Genomic DNA, 18,474 nt, shown 5'->3' with positions numbered 1-18,474 from the left:
TCATATTGAAAATATGCTAATTATTTTCGACTTTATTGTGATATTTCAATTTTTTAATGTATAAACAAACCAATTAAAGGGTGTTAAAAAATTTTTAAAATAATTAAAACTAGCATCTAAATTAATTAGGTATTTTATAATTTAAAAATAATCACTTATTGAAAAATTGCTAAATCTTAGTTTAAGATGTCTTTGTTTCAATTCACTAGATGACATTTCAAAATAAAACGAGAAACGAATCTCGCTTCCCGTTTTACCACTTTAAACAATATAAATTAAGGACAATCAGCTACTACTATCTTCTACCAAGACCGATTAGGCCTAAACCTGCACCGATAATTTGGCTAATAGCACCGATACCAGCTTCAACGATTTGACCGATACCTTGGCCTAAAGCACCACCAGCTTGTTGACCTAAACCACCATTGTCTGGGTTCTTAGCATCAATGATCCAACCAATACCTTTACCTAAAGCACCACCAGCATCAGCGATGAAACCAGCACCAGATACTTGTTCAACTTCTACTTTGTTTAATTCTTTCATTTTGTTTTCCTTATTCCAAAATAGTTAATTTTAAATTTGAATCTAAACGATACCAATTAATACATGGTGTCGCTTAAATTCCTCTTTATTTAAGCAGAAAAGAAAATGCCAATCAAGTCAAATTTTAACAAAAAAACCCTTATTTATAAATAAATTAATTATTTCAATAAACTAAGATAAATAATCAAACAAATTAGTGTAAACGTTAACAATTAAAACTGATTAAAAATCACTCGTTTTAACGAAATCAGTAACAAAATAGGTAATATGGTTAATTCTCATTCAGAAACCAAAATAGGAATTCTTAACAACGCTTTTTAACCGAAATTGTGACGTATATTTTCTTCATTTTTAGCTGTTTTGGTGATCAATTTTTTATACATCACACGCAACTAGCTAAGCTAATTTAAACTTAGACAAAAATTAGCCTGACCTTTTTATTAAATTTTTTACTTTTTATCCCATTATAAAAACTATAGTCACAATATAGTTAATAAAATATCATCAGATAAAAATATTAAGTTGTCGTTAAAAGTGTCAATTTGCAAGCTAAATAATCGATTTAAAGACTATCTAAACGAGAAATTTCGACAGTTTTAATCTTCAATAAATTAGAATAAGCATTTCTTTTATGACGCCACTTATCCAATATTACTAGATAAGAAATCATGTTTAATTATGATCTATTGAAAACGACTATTTGATTGATTTGAATGTAATGGATAAGTTAAGCATTTGCTCACTTTTTAGAAAGTACAAACTCAGTGAATTTATATAATTAACACTTGAAGCTATCTACTAATCTATAAAATACAACTACATCCAATATTCATATTGCAGATAAATCCATATATCTTTATGAATTTTTATATCAAAATAAGATATTGCTGGTAGATACCAGCAATACTTTTATAAAATACCATAGCTAACTTTATTAAGCAAAACCTTTCAAGCCAACGACATGAACATGTTCTTGGTTATTGATAACTTTACGAACTAGTTTATAGGTTGTACCTTTTTCTGGGCTAATGTTTTCTGGTGCAGCAATAATAAGCTGCATTTCTAATCTTTCGCATAACTCAAAGAGTGTAGCAATCGATTTAGCATCAAGACGAGCGGCCTCATCCAAAAATAATAGTCGACATGGTGAAATATCTTTATTACGTAAACGTTTAGACTCTTCTTCCCAACTTTGAATTACCATTAGTAGAATAGACATACCTGTACCAATCGCTTCACCGGTTGATAAAGCACCACTTTCAGCACGTAACCAACCATCAGCACCACGATTAACTTCCACATCCATCTCTAAATAGTTTCGATAATCTAGCAACTCCTCACCAATATTTTGTGCAGTTCGTTGTCCCATATCAATATGTGGATTTAAACGTTGATAAAGTTTGGCTAACGCTTCTGAGAAGGTAATACGATTATTACTAAATAGATCCTGATGTTCATTTTGATCATCAGCTAATGCAGCTAATAATGAAGAGTGTGCCTCACGAATACTAACATTCAAACGAACACCATTAACCTGGCCAAATGCCACTGCTTGTAATCCTTGATTAAGCATACGAATACGGTTTTGTTCACGTTGTATAGTTTTACGAATAATATTAGCCACACTTTTTGAACTAATAGCCAATTGCTGTTCTCGTGAAGTCAGTTCTTCAGTTAATCGTGACAACTCAATTTCCATTTGTTCAATGGCTTCAATCGGATCATCAGTTTTGACGATATCTTGGCGAATTCGTTCACGTAGATGTTTATAAACCGCAATATAAAACTGGATTTTACGTTCTGGTCTTTTCGGATCTTCGGATAATCTTAATACGTCACGTAAGTGTTCATTATCATTTACCGCTAAACGCAATGAACCAAGTGCCTTATCCGACATAGAACGTAGTTCATCAGCACTCAGATAAGCCAATTCTCGTCGATGTAATCGTCGTTCTACACTGTTTTCTTTAACAAGGCGTAGCACTAAACACCAACCAGCTTTTGCTTCAACAACTTGTTCACGTAACTGTTTATAATCACGCAGCGTTTGTGTTAAGCGTTTTTGCATTTGCGTCATTTCGCTTTCACACATAATAAGTTGTTTTTCCAAAGACGTGCATTGTTGGCGATTACTATTGAGTTTTTGATGAATTTCATCACGACGGATATGTGCTCGCTCTTCAGTGATTGCATCCGCTTTAACACCAATTTGTTCGATCTCTTTATGCAATTCATTAAGCATTTCTCGCTTAGTTTCAAATGCACTTTTAAGTGATGCTAATGTTTGATTATATTGATTATATTTATCTTGATACTGTTGCATTTGACGACGGGCTTCACCTCGTTGTCCTTCAACAACTTCTAATCGAGCACGTAATTTTTCATTGAGATCGCTATTTTCATTCAACATACCAGCAGAATCTTCATAGCTAAAATGTGCTCGACGTTGCATCACTTCTGTTAAAGCAAAAACTTGTTGGCGAATAGTTTGCTGCTGAGCTTTTACCGTATTGTACTGTTCACGTAACGATTCGTTCTGCTCAGGATCACTTTGCAATACCGCAACAATAGGTTCAAGTTCTGCAATGGTATGGCGATGACGACTAACATATTGCGCTGCCTCTTGCGCTTCAGCAACTTGCTCACGTAGATCATCAACCCGATCCGCTAAATCATCATCAGCCAATAAATGCATTTGAGCTATCAAACGATTTACTGTGATTAACTGCTCTTTACAATTTGCAACTTGTTGTTGATTTTGTTTATCAATACTTTCTTGTGCCAAGAGCTGACGTTCGATTTCATTACGTCTTGTCGATAATTTTTGCGCTTCAGCTTCTGGATCGATATCAAATGCTACAGATAGATATTCACCAATAAACTGCCCAATATTTTGCTCAATACGTTGTAATTTTTGCAGATCAAATGAAATTGTTGCATAACGTTCATGTAGTTCATCGCGTTCTGCCGATAATTTTTCAAGATGAATTTCACGTGCTGCTCGGCCAAATAAAGGCACCTTAGGAAAACTGGAGAAGCGCCATTGACGATCACCAGTTTTAACCAACACTGATTTGGTCATTTCTTCACAATCAAAAACACTATCGTCAAATGACGATGGATCACCTTCGATAAAATAGATATCTTCTGGATAATCTTCTTCACTACTTGTCAGGCTTTCAAGTTGAGCTTTTACCAATGATAAATCAGGTACCACAATAGCTTGTCTTGATGGGCCATATAATGCTGAAAAGTAAGGTGCATCATCAATCGTTACATCTTCATAAATTTCAGAAAGTAATACACCATTAAACCTTTCTGCTAACGTCGATAAACGGCCATCATCAACACCACTTGGTTGATTGAGTTGTTCAATTTGTGCATCAAGTTGATTACGTTTGAAGTTTATTTGATCACGTTGTGTAACTAAAGTACGTTCCTGTTCCAGCAATTGTTGCATATGTTGCGTGACAGCATGACTGTTAGTAAACGTTTGCTCTGTTTGTTCTTGTAATGCGATAAGTGCATCTTGGGCTTTTAACCATACCGGTGCTTTTTGTCGATAAGCACCTATTTGAGTTTGAATTTGCTCAAGCTCTTGCCTAAATTCAATACGTTTTTCACTTGATTCATTGGCAAGCTCAGCATTTTGATCTAGTTGAACTTCTAGCTCTTGTTTGAATTCATCAAGCTCATCATAATTAAGTTGACGACCAAAACGCTTACAAAATTGAGTTAATAATGATTCAGCTTCTTTTTGCTCAAAAAAGCGTTGCTCTAATTCATCTAATTGCAGTTGTAAATGTTCTGCTTGATCGGCTTGGTAACATTGTGAAGGCCACTGCTTTAATGCTTCTCTAGCGGCACTCCAAGCATCACTACGCACTACGTCTCCTACTAGTTTAATAACTAGTTGATAAGCTCTATCAAATTGATTAATTGCGGCATCTGAAACACTTAGTCTTTGCTCTAATTCTAATAGTTGTTCAGTAACTTCTTTTTGTTTTTCTTCAAAAATTTCAAAATGATTTTCAACGTTACTTATACCTAATTTTGGTAATTGGCATAGTTGTTGAGCATTTTTTAAAGCTTGAATAGCTTGTTGGTATTGGATTGCCCGAGTCTGCTGCACATCTAAAGCTTGTTGATAATCAGCTAATTGGGTTTTTATTTCATCAACTTCTTGCTCAGTCTGCTCAACCTGATCACGGTAATTTTGATACTGTTCATTGGCTTCGAGGACAACTTCATTTTGCTCTTCAAGTTTCAAATTCAGATCATCTAAGTCCGCTTGATAACGGTCTATTTTTTCTTGTTGACGTAAAGCTGTTTGCGCAAGGTTAAGATGATCATTGGCAGCCTGAAGATCCGTTTCTAAGTCGCTTTGAGCATCTTGATATTCTTTTAATTCTTTTGCCATTTCAATTTGGCGAAATTGATTACTAATCAGCAGATCTTGCGTTTTAAACATGTCACGACGCAATCCTAAAACCGATTCAATATGGACTCTACGTTCATTAGCATGACGCATATAGTCAGCAGCAACGTAGTTGGTAGACTCAGTAATAAGGTGTTTGAATAAATCACGATCCGATTGTGTTACTCGAATAGCTTCAAGTGTCATTCTATTTTCACGTAATGCTGCTTCCATATCTTGGAAGGCTTTTCTGACGCCACTATTTTCCGGCAACAAATAATCACGCAATGATCGTGTAATAGCACTTGAAATCCCCCCATATAGAGAAGCTTCAATCAAGCGATAATATTTACTTCGGTCAGATGAAGAGCGTAACCGTTTCGGTAATATACCAAAATCAAACATGACTGAATGATAATCGGTAATAGAGTTAAATTGTTTAAAAATAACGCCTTCCATTGACTCAATTTTATCTTTTAATTCTGGTAGTGATAAAATTCGAGCCTGTTTATCATTTAAACGTTCCGTTACCAATTCAGTTGGACTAATATTGACAGGTAAACCTTGTATTAAAAAAGGTTTAATATCTACTTTTTTGTCACGCCCTGCTACTTGCTGTAAACGTACACCACAGATAATTCGCTGATTACGAGAGTTGATAACATCTAGCATTGAGTAACAAACACCAGGCTTTAACTTACCATGTAAACCTTTATCTCGAGAACCTGAAGTTGCACCCGCTTCAGTGGTATTTCTAAAATGTAATAAAGTCAAATCAGGAATTAGCGCTGTGACAAATGCAGCCATAGTCGTTGATTTACCCGCGCCATTACCACCTGAAAGCGTGGTAACCAGCTGATCAAGCTCAAAGGTTCGAGCAAAAAAACCGTTCCAGTTAATTAAGGTTAATGAGTGAAATTTACCGTGTCCCATCATCATTATTCAATCTCCTCATTAACATCTTCATCTTGTTCTTCACTATTATCATCATCCAAAATAAGTGATGATTCTATTTTAATCGCTTCACCGTCACGAATTAAGCGTAATTGCGCCTCTTGCGCATCATCACTACTGCGAACATCAGCGCCAAAGCGGAAAATAGATTCATTTATACGAAAACGACTACTGTCATTACCTACAATAAAGAAGATCATGCCTAGTCGACGTAAGCGATTTAATGCAGTTTTTACTTTATCAAACAGTTTTTGACGATCTAAGTCAGATCCCGTTGAACGTTGATTAACTAATTTCAACAATTTACTTTCATCCGCTAAGGAAACCAGTTCATCAAAAAGTTCTTGCAAAGTGAAGATACCTTCATGCGCTAATCGTTCAGGGCTTAAATAGAGATAACACAACACTTTACCCACTAGCATGTCTAATTCAGAAAGAACTGAACGGGGAATTAAAGTGGTTGAACGAGGACGAAGATAAAAAAAGCCTTCTGGAGCACGAATAAGCTCAACATTATAACGTTGATAAAACTGTTCAAGTTCAAATTGAAAATCCATCAAAAATGCATGATTGTCCAGCTCATCAATACCAATATGGCGGCCTGAGCGTAATAAACTATCTAGTTCAGGAAAAATTGGATTGGCAATAGCTTGAGCCAATTTCACTGGCATATATTTATCTATAGACGCTTGAGAACTTACAGCAATACGTCCCATGACTTCATCGAGATGATGAGCAGTTTGTTCCATTTCTATATCTTTAGTATCTGTTGATGACATGTGCTTGTACCTTAGCTCCATAATCGTTAATAGGTTTCCATTCGGCAGGAATACCAAGTAAATCACTTTCGGCAATACCTAATCGAATAGCCTGATCAATAAACAATCTTGCAATATCAAAATGCTGTTCTCGAGGGAACTGTGCTAAATAACTATGAATAGCAATACTCATATCAAGTGGTTTATTTTCTTGTTTAAAGATCAATAAATTTTGTTCAATATGTGCAACTATGTGCTCTTGAATTTCTTCAATCATTTCAAATTCGAGTTCGGAAGGTAACTCGCCTGTCACTTCAGCTTCATGTAATGCCAATTCTTCATCACGCATATCCAGTAAACGTTCAGCATTCGCAAAAGTAAGTGACCATGGTGAATCAAAATAGCTTTGGATCGATTTGCGTAATCGTTGAGAAAAAACTCGATTCTTATCTAAATCAATTGCAGTACGAATAAATTTATGAACGTGCCTATCATAACCTATCCATAGATCTATTGCTTTTTGTCCCCAACCAATAATTCGGTCTAATTTACTTTGTAAATCAATAACTACATTATTAATTTTATCTAACTCAGGATTATCTAAAGTCGCATCTTGTATTAAAAGCAAACTAGCTTGTAGTTTATCACCAGCGGCGGCTAATGTGTCTTGCAATTCACGTAAGGTTTGTGATGTTTCTGTCAGTAAACCCTCACAACTACTAATTGCCGCCTGCCAATCTTGACTTAATAATGCAGAAATATTTTGTTTTACATCAGCTTGTTGTTCATCCATCACTCGCTGAGTGATATCGATGCTATCAAAGATTTCAGCTACTGAATATTTTAAAGGTGCAAAAACATTACGATGCCAATGTAAATCATCACCACCTTCAAGAGCAGCATCTGCAGCACGTTTTAATTCTTGTGCCACAATTGAAAGCTGAATTGACAAACGTAAGGTCGAAAATTCGCGTTGACGAATATAGTAATCAGAAATACCAATTCCCAAAGGAGTCAATCGATAAATAGAATAACCATCGGTCATTTCGCTAGCAAAGCGCGTGATTAAACGCTGACGGACTAAATCATTAATCGCATTATTAGCACGAACAGTAATAGTATCTTCACTTTGCTCAAAAATATGAGAAACATGTCGAAAACCATCGATTAATTCAGATTCAGTCATTTCGCCATCAAAGCGCTCGCTGTTTAATACAGCTATTGCTAATAAAAAGGCTAATCGCTCAACAGGCAAAGCAATCGAAAAATCATTTTTTTTTGCCCAAGAGACCAGTTCTGGCACTGATTGGGAAAAATCCATCATAGTGATTCCTTAATTAAGGATGTTCAGCAAGCCTGACATCTTAAAATAATATGAGAAACACAATATATTGTGTTATGGACAAAATTTTATCGATTATATAACAAATTGTAGTAGTTAAAAATAGCTAAGTTTAGGATTTATTATTAGATGTAATATACTATATTTCATTTTCTTAAATTACTTTTTCTACCTTAATCAAATTGACTTCTATAGATACAAAAGTAATGGACTATTAACCTACAACTTGTGCCTTTTATAAATCCAACAAAATTGAAGTGCAGTGGCAATTTATCAATTATTGAGAATAAAAATGGTAAACCGCTGACCAACACTCCTGTCATTGTTGATGTAGTTAATAATTTAGATAAAACAGAAATAACCAATGATAAAGGTCAAGCAACTATTATACCAAATCAAAGGTCAAATGTTATTGGGTTAAAATTGGCTTTTAGTAAAAAATAACCAATTAGTGAAACAAAATTAATTTATATGTAAAAAACGGGATTATTATCCCGTTTCCTATTAATAAGACGATTAAACTTCAGCATTAATTGGACGAGGTATAAGAAAACTACAAATTAGAGCTAATACCGTAATCGCTAATCCAAGTAACATACCATTGAAATAACCATTAATTGAGCTACCATTCATCATCTGAATTGCTGGTAATAATGCAAAACTTAAGCCAGCACCTAAATTAAATGCACCAGCATTCATACCAGGTAGAAAACCTGGATTTTCGCTAGGTGATAAAACAACACCTAAGCCATTTAAAATAATATTGGCCATGCCTGCATAGAAAATACCTAGCACAATAACTCCTACTGATAAAATAGGTAGAGAATGAATGCCATAAAACATAATAATTAAGATGCCAATAACACAGCCCACAAGACCTAATTTTAGCACATTGTTATAACCCATTGTTGGTGCCAATCTTCCGGAAAAAGGCCCCACAAACCAACCAATTAAAGCATAAGGAGTTAGAAAAATGAGGGAAGCCCAATCAGCTTCTAATCCAAAGCCAATCTCATGATTTTGAGCAATTGACATGACTAAACCATTAACAATGGCGAAAATACCCGTCATGGTTAAAGTAGTTGTTAATAACAAAGCCCATGTAGCACGTTTTTTCAAATGATTGGTGGTAACAAGCGGTTGTTTATTTCTTTTTTCTACATGCCAAAACAGAATAAAACATAAGATAGCAAACAGTGTTAATCCTACCACAATCAACCAATTTGCATTACCAAGTTTACCCGCTTCATTAAGAGCGAGTAATAGCGCAGCTATAGTTAGAACAATTAACAAAACACCTAACCAATCCATTTTAGTACCTGCCGATGGTTTAGATTCGGAGGCAAAACGATGAACAAAGAAAGTGGAAATTGCAGCCACTATAGCGATAACCCAAAATACAGAACGAAAACCGAAATGAGTTGCAAGTAGGCCACCAGCTATCGCATCAACACCAGCAATACCGCCATTTACTGCTGTTATTATTCCCATCAACATACCATACTGTTTAACATCTTTTACTTCAAAACTTAACATTAACAAGCATAAAGGTACGACTGGTCCTGAGACACCTTGAATAATCCGAGCGGCATATAACACTTCAATATTTGGTGCAACGGCAGCTAAAACTGTACCTAATGTCATGATTAATAACATAGCAGTTAAGACTTTTTTTCGTCCTTTTATATCACTTAATCGTGGTAAAAATAATGAAAATAAAGCTGCTGCTGTGAAAAACGAGGTTTGCGATAGCCCAACAGCAGCATCATTAGTTCCTAACTCTTTTGCTATGGTTACTAATACAGGGCTTAACATACTAGCATTAAGTTGAAAAGCAACACATGCAGCAAGCAAAGCCATCATCAGTGTAAATACACTGGATTTATCTTTACTTTTTTCAATCATAGATTAACCTCACCTATTCGTTCAAGGGAGTCAACAATTAAATCCCAAAAACCGGTATGATCAAGTTCAGTTGCAACCTGAGTATGACAACTATCATCAGGAGGAAAACGAAAATCAGCCACGGTCATTCCTAAAGTTAATGTACCTGTCAATTCAATATCAACTGGTACTCGTTTAGTTTTTATTAACTCAGGATTAATAACATAAGCAACAGCGCAAGGATCATGCACTGGCGGATAAGTAAAACCTTGAGCTTGTTTGTACATTTTTCCGAAGAATTCCAGCATTTCCAAAACAAATTTAGCTGGTTTTGTTTTTATTGCAGATATTTTTTCAATTACTTCTGGTGTAGCTAATGCTTGATGGGTAAGATCTAACCCAACCATAGTAACGGGCCATTTTTCATTAAATACTATGTGAGCTGCTTCTGGATCTATCTTGATATTAAACTCTGCGACTGCGCTCCAGTTACCAACATGATACCCACCTCCCATCAAAACAACTTCTTTTACACGTTCAACAATCTTCGGCTCTTTACGTACCGCCATTGCAATATTGGTTAAACCGCCTGTTGGTACCAATGTGACTGTTTTGGGTGGATGAGACATGATGGTATCAATAATTAAATCAATAGCATGCCTTTTATCTAATTGAATTGCAGGTTCCGGTAAAACAGGTCCATCAAGTCCAGAGTCACCATGAATATCAGGTGCCACTTCTACATTTCTAATTAAAGGTCTTACTGCTCCTGCTGCAAAAGGTACATTTGTAATGTTAGCGATACGTGCAACAGATAATGCATTTCGAGTTACTTTTTCTAATGTTTGGTTACCAACAACCGTAGTTACCGCTAGCAATTCAATATTTGGATTACCATGAGCTAATAAAAGTGCGATAGCATCATCATGACCGGGATCGCAATCAAGGATAATTTTTTTTGGCTGATTCATCATAAATCGGTTCCTCAAGTAAATTTATATATTTGCCATTCGTTTCAGCACATTTTGATGCGATGGCATATTTGATGCACCTTCGCGCTCAACGGCTAAAGATGCAAAAGCTGAAGCATAAACTGCTGCTTGATAAAGGGTTTCTCCTTTAGCCAATGAAGCACAAAAAGCCCCATTAAAAGCATCGCCAGCACCAGTTGTATCAACAGGAACAGCTAAAAAAGGCTTAATATGTTGATGATGTTTACCATCATAGACAAGAGAGCCTTTACTACCTAAAGTAATAATGACTGTTTGAATCCCTAATGAATAGATTTTTTCCGCAGCAAGCTTGGCACTATCGAAATCATTAACTTCAACTCCAGACATTAAACTTGCTTCAGTTTCATTTGGAGTAACAATATCGATATAAGATAATAGCTGTTGAATATCTTTAGAATAAGGTGCCGGGTTTAACACCACTTTAACCCCCATTGCTTTAGCCAATTTCATTGCATTTAAAACAGCATCAATATTATTTTCAAGTTGAACTAATAGAATATCAGATTGTTTAAGATAACTTTCCAACATTACAATTTCTTTATTAGTAATTGTTAAATTTGCACCAGGATAGATGGCAATCATATTCTCGCCATTTTCTTCAGAAACATAAATGACAGCATTGCCTGTAGGTTCTTTATCTGATTGATACAAAGTAAATGAGTTAATTTTCGATGAAGATAAATGATCATGAGCAAATTGACTAAATTGGTCGGTTCCAACTTTTGCGACAAAATGAACTTTTGCATCAGCATGGCTTGCAGCAAGCGCTTGATTAGCACCTTTTCCACCTGGACCAATCATACTTTTTTTCGCCAGAATTGATTCACCACCTTTTGGAAATCTTGCCACTTGCGCAACAATATCAACATTAAATGAACCTAAAATACAAACATTACCGTTCATTCTGTCTCCTCGTTTTTTAAATTTCTGTTTTTCATATCTGGTCATTAATGAGGTAATACACTCTTTATCAGTAACATTGCTTACTAATCTGTGCCTTTTTATCATGGCACCACCGTGACAACGAATAACTAATAATTGCTTCGCCAGCGTAGAGAGATCTTTTCTAATAGTCTCTTTAGATACTTTGAATATTTCCGAAAAATATTGGACACTACCTTTTTCATGTTTATCTAAATAAGCTAAGATAGCTTTTTGTCTTTCTTCTAAGAACATAAAGTAAACCTCTTGATGATTAATTCAAAGTATAGCTGGATTAAATCCTTAAAAGAGTGATAATAATCATAACTTATGAGATAAAACAGAAGCAAACGGAACAAAGATAGGTTGAACCCAACTGCTTTAAAAATAGTAAAATTTAATGAAAATTATTCATTTTATTATTGTCACATCTATTAGTAATAACTATCAGCAAAACAACTATACTTTTGCTATAACTCATAACGCTATATCAAGTTATCATAAAAAATAATAATCTAATTTCGATAATAAAAAATTAATTCCTTACTCGCACTGTCGCTAATTTATGCTAAAATCTCAAAACATGAATAATCTTTCTTAACATAAGGATGTAATGCAATGCATATCGGTATACCAAAAGAACGGTTAGCCAATGAAGCTAGAGTTGCAGCAACACCTCAAACCGTTGGACAACTGTTAAAACTAGGATTTACAGTTTCAGTAGAACAAGGTGCTGGACATGCTGCTCATTTCGAAGACCAAGCTTTTATTGATGCTGGAGCCACTATTCAAAGTACAAAGGATATTTGGCAAAATGATGTTATTTTAAAATTTCATGCGCCAACTGATGAAGAAATCGCTCTAATGAAAGAGGGATTAACGCTTATCAGCTATATTTATCCTGCTCAACATAAAGACCTTTTAGAAAAACTTGCAACTAAAAATATCACTGTAATGGCGATGGATTGTGTACCTCGTATTTCACGAGCTCAATCACTTGATGCATTAAGTTCAATGTCGAACATAGCTGGTTACCGTTCAGTTATTGAAGCAGCAAACCAGTTCGGTCGTTTCTTTACTGGACAAGTAACAGCAGCAGGTAAAGTACCACCAGCAAAAGTGTTGGTAATTGGTGCGGGTGTTGCGGGCCTTGCTGCAATTGGTGCGGCAGTTAGCTTAGGTGCTATTGTTCGTGCATTCGATACACGACCTGAAGTTGCAGAACAAATTAATAGTATGGGTGCTGACTTCTTAGAATTGGATTTCGAAGAAGAAGCCGGTTCCGGTGATGGCTATGCTAAACAAATGTCTGCTGCTTTTATTGAAGCAGAAATGGCATTATTTGCTGAACAAGCAAAAGATGTTGATATCATTATCACTACAGCATTAATTCCAGGCAAACCTGCACCAAAACTTATCTCAAAAGAGATGGTTGAATCAATGAAACCAGGTAGTGTTATTGTTGATTTAGCAGCGTTAACTGGCGGTAACTGCGAATTAACTAAACCAGGTGAAGTATTCGAAACTGATAATAATGTTAAAATTGTTGGTTATACTGATTTAGCGAACCGTATGCCAGCACAAGCATCGCAATTATATGGCACTAACATTGTTAATTTATTAAAACTACTTGCCAAAGAGAAAGATGGCAACATTGATATCAACTTTGATGATGTAGTGATTCGTGGTGTAACCGTAGTTAAAGACAAAGAAATAACTTGGCCTGCTCCTCCAATTCAAGTTTCAGCTCAACCACAGAAAAAAACGGTTGAACCTGTGGCCAAGCCTGAACCAAAACCAATGCCACCAGCCAAAAAATATGGCATTTTAGCTTTGTTAATTATTGCCTATTTCTGGTTAGCAAACTCAGTACCTGAAAGCTTTTTAGGTCACTTCACTGTATTTGCATTATCATGTGTAGTTGGTTATTACGTAGTTTGGAATGTAACTCATTCATTACATACACCGCTAATGTCCGTTACTAATGCTATATCGGGTATTATATTAGTCGGTGCAATATTGCAAGTCGGTGATGATAATGGTTTAACTACGGCGATTGCCTTTGTTGCTATTTTGATTGCTAGTATCAATATTTTTGGTGGATTCTTTGTTACCCAAAGAATGCTAAAAATGTTCCAACGTGGCAAGTAAGGGAGATTATTGATAATGTTAAGTCATGGAATCATTCAAGCAGCTTATGTTATTGCTGCATTACTTTTTATCTTTAGTTTACGAGGCCTATCAAATCAAGAATCAGCTAAATCTGGAAACATTTATGGCATGATTGGTATGGCAATAGCTCTTATCGCAGCAATTGCCAGCATACATGGTGGGTTACACTGGATCATTATTGCCATGATTATCGGTGCTGCTATTGGTTTGTACCTAGCAAAAAATGTTGAAATGACACAAATGCCTGAATTGGTTGCTTTGTTACATAGCTTTGTGGGTATGGCAGCCGTTCTTGTTGGTATAAACAGCTTTTTAGATCCGCACCAGCTTGCACCGAATGAAGTAACAATTCATTTAGTTGAAATTTTTGTAGGTGTATTTATCGGTGCAGTTACCTTCTCAGGATCAATTGTAGCATTTGGAAAGTTAAATGGTAAAATTAGCTCAAAACCATTATCTCTCCCATATAAACACTACCTAAATCTAGCTGCAATAGTTGTATCAGTTATCTTGATGTTTACATTTATTAATGTACAAACTGGCGCAGGAGCCTTAGTTTGTTTACTTATCATGACAATTATTGCATTAGTGTTTGGTTTCCACCTTGTAGCATCAATTGGTGGTGCAGATATGCCTGTTGTTATCTCAATGCTTAATTCCTATTCTGGTTGGGCGGCAGCAGCGGCAGGCTTTATGTTACAAAATGATCTCCTAATTGTAACTGGTGCGTTAGTGGGTTCTTCTGGGGCAATTCTTTCTTACATCATGTGTAAAGCAATGAATCGTTCATTTATCAGCGTAATTGCCGGTGGTTTTGGTAGTGATGGCAGTTCATCAAGCTCTTCAGAAGAAGAACAAGGTGAGTATCGTGAAATGCAACCAGCAGAAGTTGCACAAACCTTAAAAGAAGCTCGCTCAGTGATTATTGTACCAGGTTATGGTATGGCTGTAGCTCAAGCTCAGGGCGCAGTTAGTAACATTACTGAAAAACTTCGTGGTATGGGTATAGAAGTTCGCTTTGGTATTCATCCAGTTGCTGGACGTTTACCTGGCCATATGAACGTATTATTAGCTGAAGCAAAAGTCCCTTATGATATTGTATTAGAAATGGATGAAATTAATGATGACTTCCCTGATACAGATGTTGTTTGGGTAATTGGTGCTAACGATACAGTTAACCCAGCGGCAGAAGAAGATCCTAATAGTCCTATCGCAGGAATGCCGGTTCTAGAAGTTTGGAAAGCAAAAACTGTCATTATTTCAAAACGCTCAATGAACACCGGCTATGCTGGCGTGCAAAACCCACTATTCTTTAAAGAAAATAGCTACATGTTATTTGGTGATGCTAAAGATAGTGTTGAAAAAGTGTTGCAAAATTTATAATAATGTAACCATTAAAAATAACAACAAACTGCGACTTAAGTCGCAGTTTTTTTAATGACAATTTTTATTTTTTGAATGTTTTAGATAAAAAACCAATAATGAGATCGGTAACTTCACGATGTATCTCCCCTCTCGCACGATAACCACCATCTTTACAAATAATACTTTCATCTTGTTTCTCTTGATTTAAGATATCTAATGCATTGGATTTACAAATTTGAATAAAACTGAAATGCATTGCATCTGGAATAATAATATAATTTGAGGACGATTTTGGTAGAAATTCTTGTACATAACCTGATTCAAGTTTGGCATCTGTATCACCTATATCAACTCCAGCACCAATAATAAGAGCAGGAATTTTAATTTTTTCTAAGCTATCTACGGTGAATCCTCTTGTCAAACCAGCATCTAGAGATATGAATGCCTTTATCCTAGGGTCTAACATACTCTTATTCAGTTCTGGATTGGCCAAACCAAGTTCTGACATCAAATGACAACCTTTTAAATATGAATACTTTTTACAATCCTCATTGAAAGTGTCAGTATTAAATCTAGCGCCAGAAAGTGCAATTACTGACCAACCACCTAAAAAATGGCCTATAGCGGCAATCTGATTAAAATTAATAATATTTGTGAGTATTTGATCTTCAGCCAGAGCATCAATAGTTTTGCTTAAATCCTGCGGACGTAACCATAGTTTAGCTAACTGCTCAGTATTCTTATCAAATATGGTTGTTCCTAAATGATTAGGAGCTACAACAATATATCCTTTTGCAGCTAATTCATGTGCAAGCCAGCTTAAATTTTGCCAACTTCAACCATAACCATGTGAAAAAATTAATGGCGATTTAGTATTTTTTATTTCTTGTACTGCATCAGCTATAGTTATTGAAATTTGCTTATTATTAGGGGCGTACCAAACAGCAATATCTAGTGGTCTTACACCTTACACATCACAGTAAAATTATTTAGAATCAATATGTTATGAAGAATTAAAAATAGAGAGAAGAGAAAAAATAAAATAAATTAATTGATTGTAAAGAAAATGAGTTTAACTATACATTATCCTCAACTAGATTCTTTTTATCATAATTGAAATCTAAATTATAACTTGGATATAAATATAAAATGAAAGAAATGATCAATGATTTTCAAGTTTTATTTGTTCTTTATGATAAAGGTAATAAGCCCCTCGAGAAACCATTCGAAGTTGAAAAATAAGATTTTCTATTAATTTTTGACGTTGAATACTATCAAAGTCAAGCGCTTCAGCACCAGCATTAAAAGCAATGGTAACCATCGCTTCTGCTTGAGCTTCATTATAATGATGTGGCATTTGATTAGCATTATCTAAATAGTCAACAAGCTCGACGATAAAATGCTGAATTTCACGTGCAATCGCCGATCGAAAATCAGAAGATGTTCCGGCTTTTTCACGCAGCAATAATAGAAATACTTTAGGATTTTTATCTATAAATTCAATAAAGGTGGTTACAGAAGTTCGAAGCACGCTGCCACCTTTTTCAATACGTTTTCGAGCTTGTCTTAACAATTGACGAAGCGTTAAACCGCTTTCATCAACCATCGCTAAACCTAATTCATCCATATCACGAAAATGTCGATAAAATGAGGTAGCAGCAATACCTGCTTCACGAGCAACTTCACGTAAACTTAAACTTGCAAAACCTTGTTCAGCATTAAGTTGATTAAACGCAGCATCAATTAAACTTCGACGCGTTCTTTCCTTTTGCTGCGCTCTGATACCACCGGTTTTAATATTTTTCATTTTCAACATTCAACATAATACAAATATAAGTTATCAATTTATTTGCGCTAATAATCGCTCTTTTTCTGCAAATACTTTTGGCATATGATCGCGAATAGTTTTAGCTATGGTTTCGTAACGAGCACGTAATGGAGAACCAGGTCGATAAATCAAAGCAATACTTCGTGTCGGTATAGGATCATTACAAGGAATATAACAAATATTATCGCGAGTACGCTCATTCGGAGCTGCAAGCTCTGGAAATAAAGTAATACCTCGTCCAGCAGATATCATACTTCGCAATGTTTCCAAACTCGTTGCTTTAAATTGTTTGTCTTCATCAATTCCTACTTGAAAACAATATCCCATTGCATGTTCACGCAAACAGTGACCATCTTCTAACATTAAAAATTTTTGTCCTTTTAAATTAGAAAGTTTAACTGTTTGTTTAGTTGCTAATTCATCATTTGCTGGAACGGCTAGAAACATTGGTTCATTAAATAGTGGTAATTCAATAAATTGTGCCGTTTCTTTTACTTGAGCAATAATCGCACAATCCAGTTTTCCACTCTCAAGTTGAGCAACAATATTGGCAGTTTGAGCTTCATGTAAATAAAGCTCTAGTTGAGGAAAAGATTCATGTAATACCGTAATTACATGCGGTAATAAATAAGGTGCAATAGTAGGAATCAAACCTATATGCATCGGACCAGACATCTCTTCGCCTTGACGACTAGCCATCTCTTTTAAAATTTGTATATTACGTAAAATTTCTTTAGCTTGCTCAACAAGCATCATACCGGTTTGGGTAAATAACACTTTGCGACTAGTTCGCTCAAGTAACATTACACCTAATTCGTCTTCAAGTTTTCTGATTTGACCACTTAATGTTGGTTGACTAACATTACAAGCATCTGCTGCTTTACGAAAGTGCCGAAATTCAGCTAACGATACAAAATATTCCAAATCACGAATATTCATAGTGTCCCCAAAAAATTATCAGTTAATGGTTATATACTCAGAAATCTAATAAATAGATATAAAATAATACTATTTTTGTATAAAAATCATTTATAAAATAAGAGTATCAAATTCAGTAAAATTAATTAGTCATTTAAATACAGATAAAATCTGTTGTTGTGCACTATTTCTTGATGCTTAATAGGCTAATTTTATTAATTGTACTATACAAACTGCTATTGTTGATAATTATGTTTAAAAAATCAAATAGAATCTTTGATGATTATAAACTATATCCCTTTATTCTACTTACCTTAGTCTCATTAAGAAAAATGGAAAGTTAAAAATAATTGCGATA

Annotated in this window: 12 protein-coding genes; 2 read left to right on the top strand and 10 right to left on the bottom strand. The window is 35.0% G+C overall.

Features of this window, described 5'->3' with window-relative positions; all coding sequences use genetic code 11:
* Positions 1-295 precede the first annotated feature (295 nt).
* The 7 genes from B6D18_RS04810 to rbsK form a co-directional block, all read right to left on the bottom strand.
* Entirely contained in the window at positions 296-544 is a 249-nt protein-coding gene (locus B6D18_RS04810; protein ID WP_086363405.1) for a hypothetical protein, read from the bottom strand.
* 934 nt (positions 545-1,478) lie between these two features.
* Entirely contained in the window at positions 1,479-5,897 is a 4,419-nt protein-coding gene (gene mukB / locus B6D18_RS04805) for a chromosome partition protein MukB (protein WP_086363411.1), read from the bottom strand.
* 2 nt (positions 5,898-5,899) lie between these two features.
* Positions 5,900-6,631 carry a chromosome partition protein MukE gene (gene mukE / locus B6D18_RS04800; protein WP_086363410.1) on the bottom strand — a complete coding sequence of 244 codons (732 nt, stop codon included), beginning with the start codon at positions 6,629-6,631 and terminating at the stop codon, positions 5,900-5,902.
* A gap of 43 nt (positions 6,632-6,674) precedes the next feature.
* Positions 6,675-7,997: a chromosome partition protein MukF gene (gene mukF / locus B6D18_RS04795; RefSeq protein WP_086363404.1), complete on the bottom strand. Its 1,323-nt coding sequence runs from the start codon at positions 7,995-7,997 to the stop codon at positions 6,675-6,677.
* A 534-nt stretch (positions 7,998-8,531) separates the two neighbouring features.
* Entirely contained in the window at positions 8,532-9,920 is a 1,389-nt protein-coding gene (locus tag B6D18_RS04785; protein WP_086363402.1) for an MFS transporter, read from the bottom strand.
* Positions 9,917-10,870, bottom strand: coding sequence for a nucleoside hydrolase (locus B6D18_RS04780; RefSeq protein ID WP_370527995.1), 954 nt, complete (start codon positions 10,868-10,870; stop codon positions 9,917-9,919). The genes B6D18_RS04785 and B6D18_RS04780 overlap by 4 nt, the downstream gene beginning before the upstream one ends.
* A gap of 24 nt (positions 10,871-10,894) precedes the next feature.
* Positions 10,895-12,088 carry a ribokinase gene (gene rbsK, locus B6D18_RS04775; RefSeq protein WP_086363401.1) on the bottom strand — a complete coding sequence of 398 codons (1,194 nt, stop codon included), beginning with the start codon at positions 12,086-12,088 and terminating at the stop codon, positions 10,895-10,897.
* Positions 12,089-12,451: 363 nt separating this feature from the next.
* Between rbsK and pntA the strand changes: the two genes are divergently transcribed.
* Together pntA and pntB are read left to right on the top strand one after the other, a co-directional pair.
* Entirely contained in the window at positions 12,452-13,984 is a 1,533-nt protein-coding gene (pntA, locus tag B6D18_RS04770) for a Re/Si-specific NAD(P)(+) transhydrogenase subunit alpha (RefSeq protein WP_086363400.1), read from the top strand.
* A gap of 15 nt (positions 13,985-13,999) precedes the next feature.
* A complete protein-coding gene (gene pntB / locus B6D18_RS04765) occupies positions 14,000-15,388 on the top strand; it encodes a Re/Si-specific NAD(P)(+) transhydrogenase subunit beta (RefSeq protein WP_086363399.1) in 1,389 nt (462 codons plus the stop codon).
* A gap of 64 nt (positions 15,389-15,452) precedes the next feature.
* Here pntB and B6D18_RS04760 read toward each other — a convergent pair whose 3' ends face one another.
* The 3 genes from B6D18_RS04760 to oxyR form a co-directional block, all read right to left on the bottom strand.
* Positions 15,453-15,878 (bottom strand): hypothetical protein, encoded by a 426-nt coding sequence (locus tag B6D18_RS04760; RefSeq protein WP_086363398.1) that lies wholly within the window; start codon positions 15,876-15,878, stop codon positions 15,453-15,455.
* A gap of 654 nt (positions 15,879-16,532) precedes the next feature.
* Positions 16,533-17,177 carry an HTH-type transcriptional repressor FabR gene (fabR, locus tag B6D18_RS04755; RefSeq protein ID WP_086363397.1) on the bottom strand — a complete coding sequence of 215 codons (645 nt, stop codon included), beginning with the start codon at positions 17,175-17,177 and terminating at the stop codon, positions 16,533-16,535.
* Positions 17,178-17,210: 33 nt separating this feature from the next.
* A complete protein-coding gene (oxyR, locus tag B6D18_RS04750) occupies positions 17,211-18,137 on the bottom strand; it encodes a DNA-binding transcriptional regulator OxyR (protein WP_086363396.1) in 927 nt (308 codons plus the stop codon).
* Positions 18,138-18,474: the final 337 nt, after the last annotated feature.

The organism is Gilliamella sp. A7 (assembly GCF_002142015.1).
Taxonomy (GTDB): domain Bacteria; phylum Pseudomonadota; class Gammaproteobacteria; order Enterobacterales; family Orbaceae; genus Gilliamella; species Gilliamella apis_A.
Note: the sequence above shows the minus strand (reverse complement) of the source record. Positions and strands in the feature narration are given on the sequence as shown.

What these genes read in the sequence shown, in the direction of transcription:
- B6D18_RS04810 (WP_086363405.1), bottom strand. Translation starts at nt 544, where the DNA reads ATGAAAGAATTAAACAAAGTAGAAGTTGAACAAGTATCTGGTGCTGGT.
- mukB (WP_086363411.1), bottom strand. Translation starts at nt 5,897, where the DNA reads ATGATGGGACACGGTAAATTTCACTCATTAACCTTAATTAACTGGAAC.
- mukE (WP_086363410.1), bottom strand. Translation starts at nt 6,631, where the DNA reads ATGGGACGTATTGCTGTAAGTTCTCAAGCGTCTATAGATAAATATATG.
- mukF (WP_086363404.1), bottom strand. Translation starts at nt 7,997, where the DNA reads ATGATGGATTTTTCCCAATCAGTGCCAGAACTGGTCTCTTGGGCAAAA.
- B6D18_RS04785 (WP_086363402.1), bottom strand. Translation starts at nt 9,920, where the DNA reads ATGATTGAAAAAAGTAAAGATAAATCCAGTGTATTTACACTGATGATG.
- B6D18_RS04780 (WP_370527995.1), bottom strand. Translation starts at nt 10,870, where the DNA reads ATGAATCAGCCAAAAAAAATTATCCTTGATTGCGATCCCGGTCATGAT.
- rbsK (WP_086363401.1), bottom strand. Translation starts at nt 12,088, where the DNA reads ATGTTCTTAGAAGAAAGACAAAAAGCTATCTTAGCTTATTTAGATAAA.
- pntA (WP_086363400.1), top strand. Translation starts at nt 12,452, where the DNA reads ATGCATATCGGTATACCAAAAGAACGGTTAGCCAATGAAGCTAGAGTT.
- pntB (WP_086363399.1), top strand. Translation starts at nt 14,000, where the DNA reads ATGTTAAGTCATGGAATCATTCAAGCAGCTTATGTTATTGCTGCATTA.
- B6D18_RS04760 (WP_086363398.1), bottom strand. Translation starts at nt 15,878, where the DNA reads ATGTCAGAACTTGGTTTGGCCAATCCAGAACTGAATAAGAGTATGTTA.
- fabR (WP_086363397.1), bottom strand. Translation starts at nt 17,177, where the DNA reads ATGAAAAATATTAAAACCGGTGGTATCAGAGCGCAGCAAAAGGAAAGA.
- oxyR (WP_086363396.1), bottom strand. Translation starts at nt 18,137, where the DNA reads ATGAATATTCGTGATTTGGAATATTTTGTATCGTTAGCTGAATTTCGG.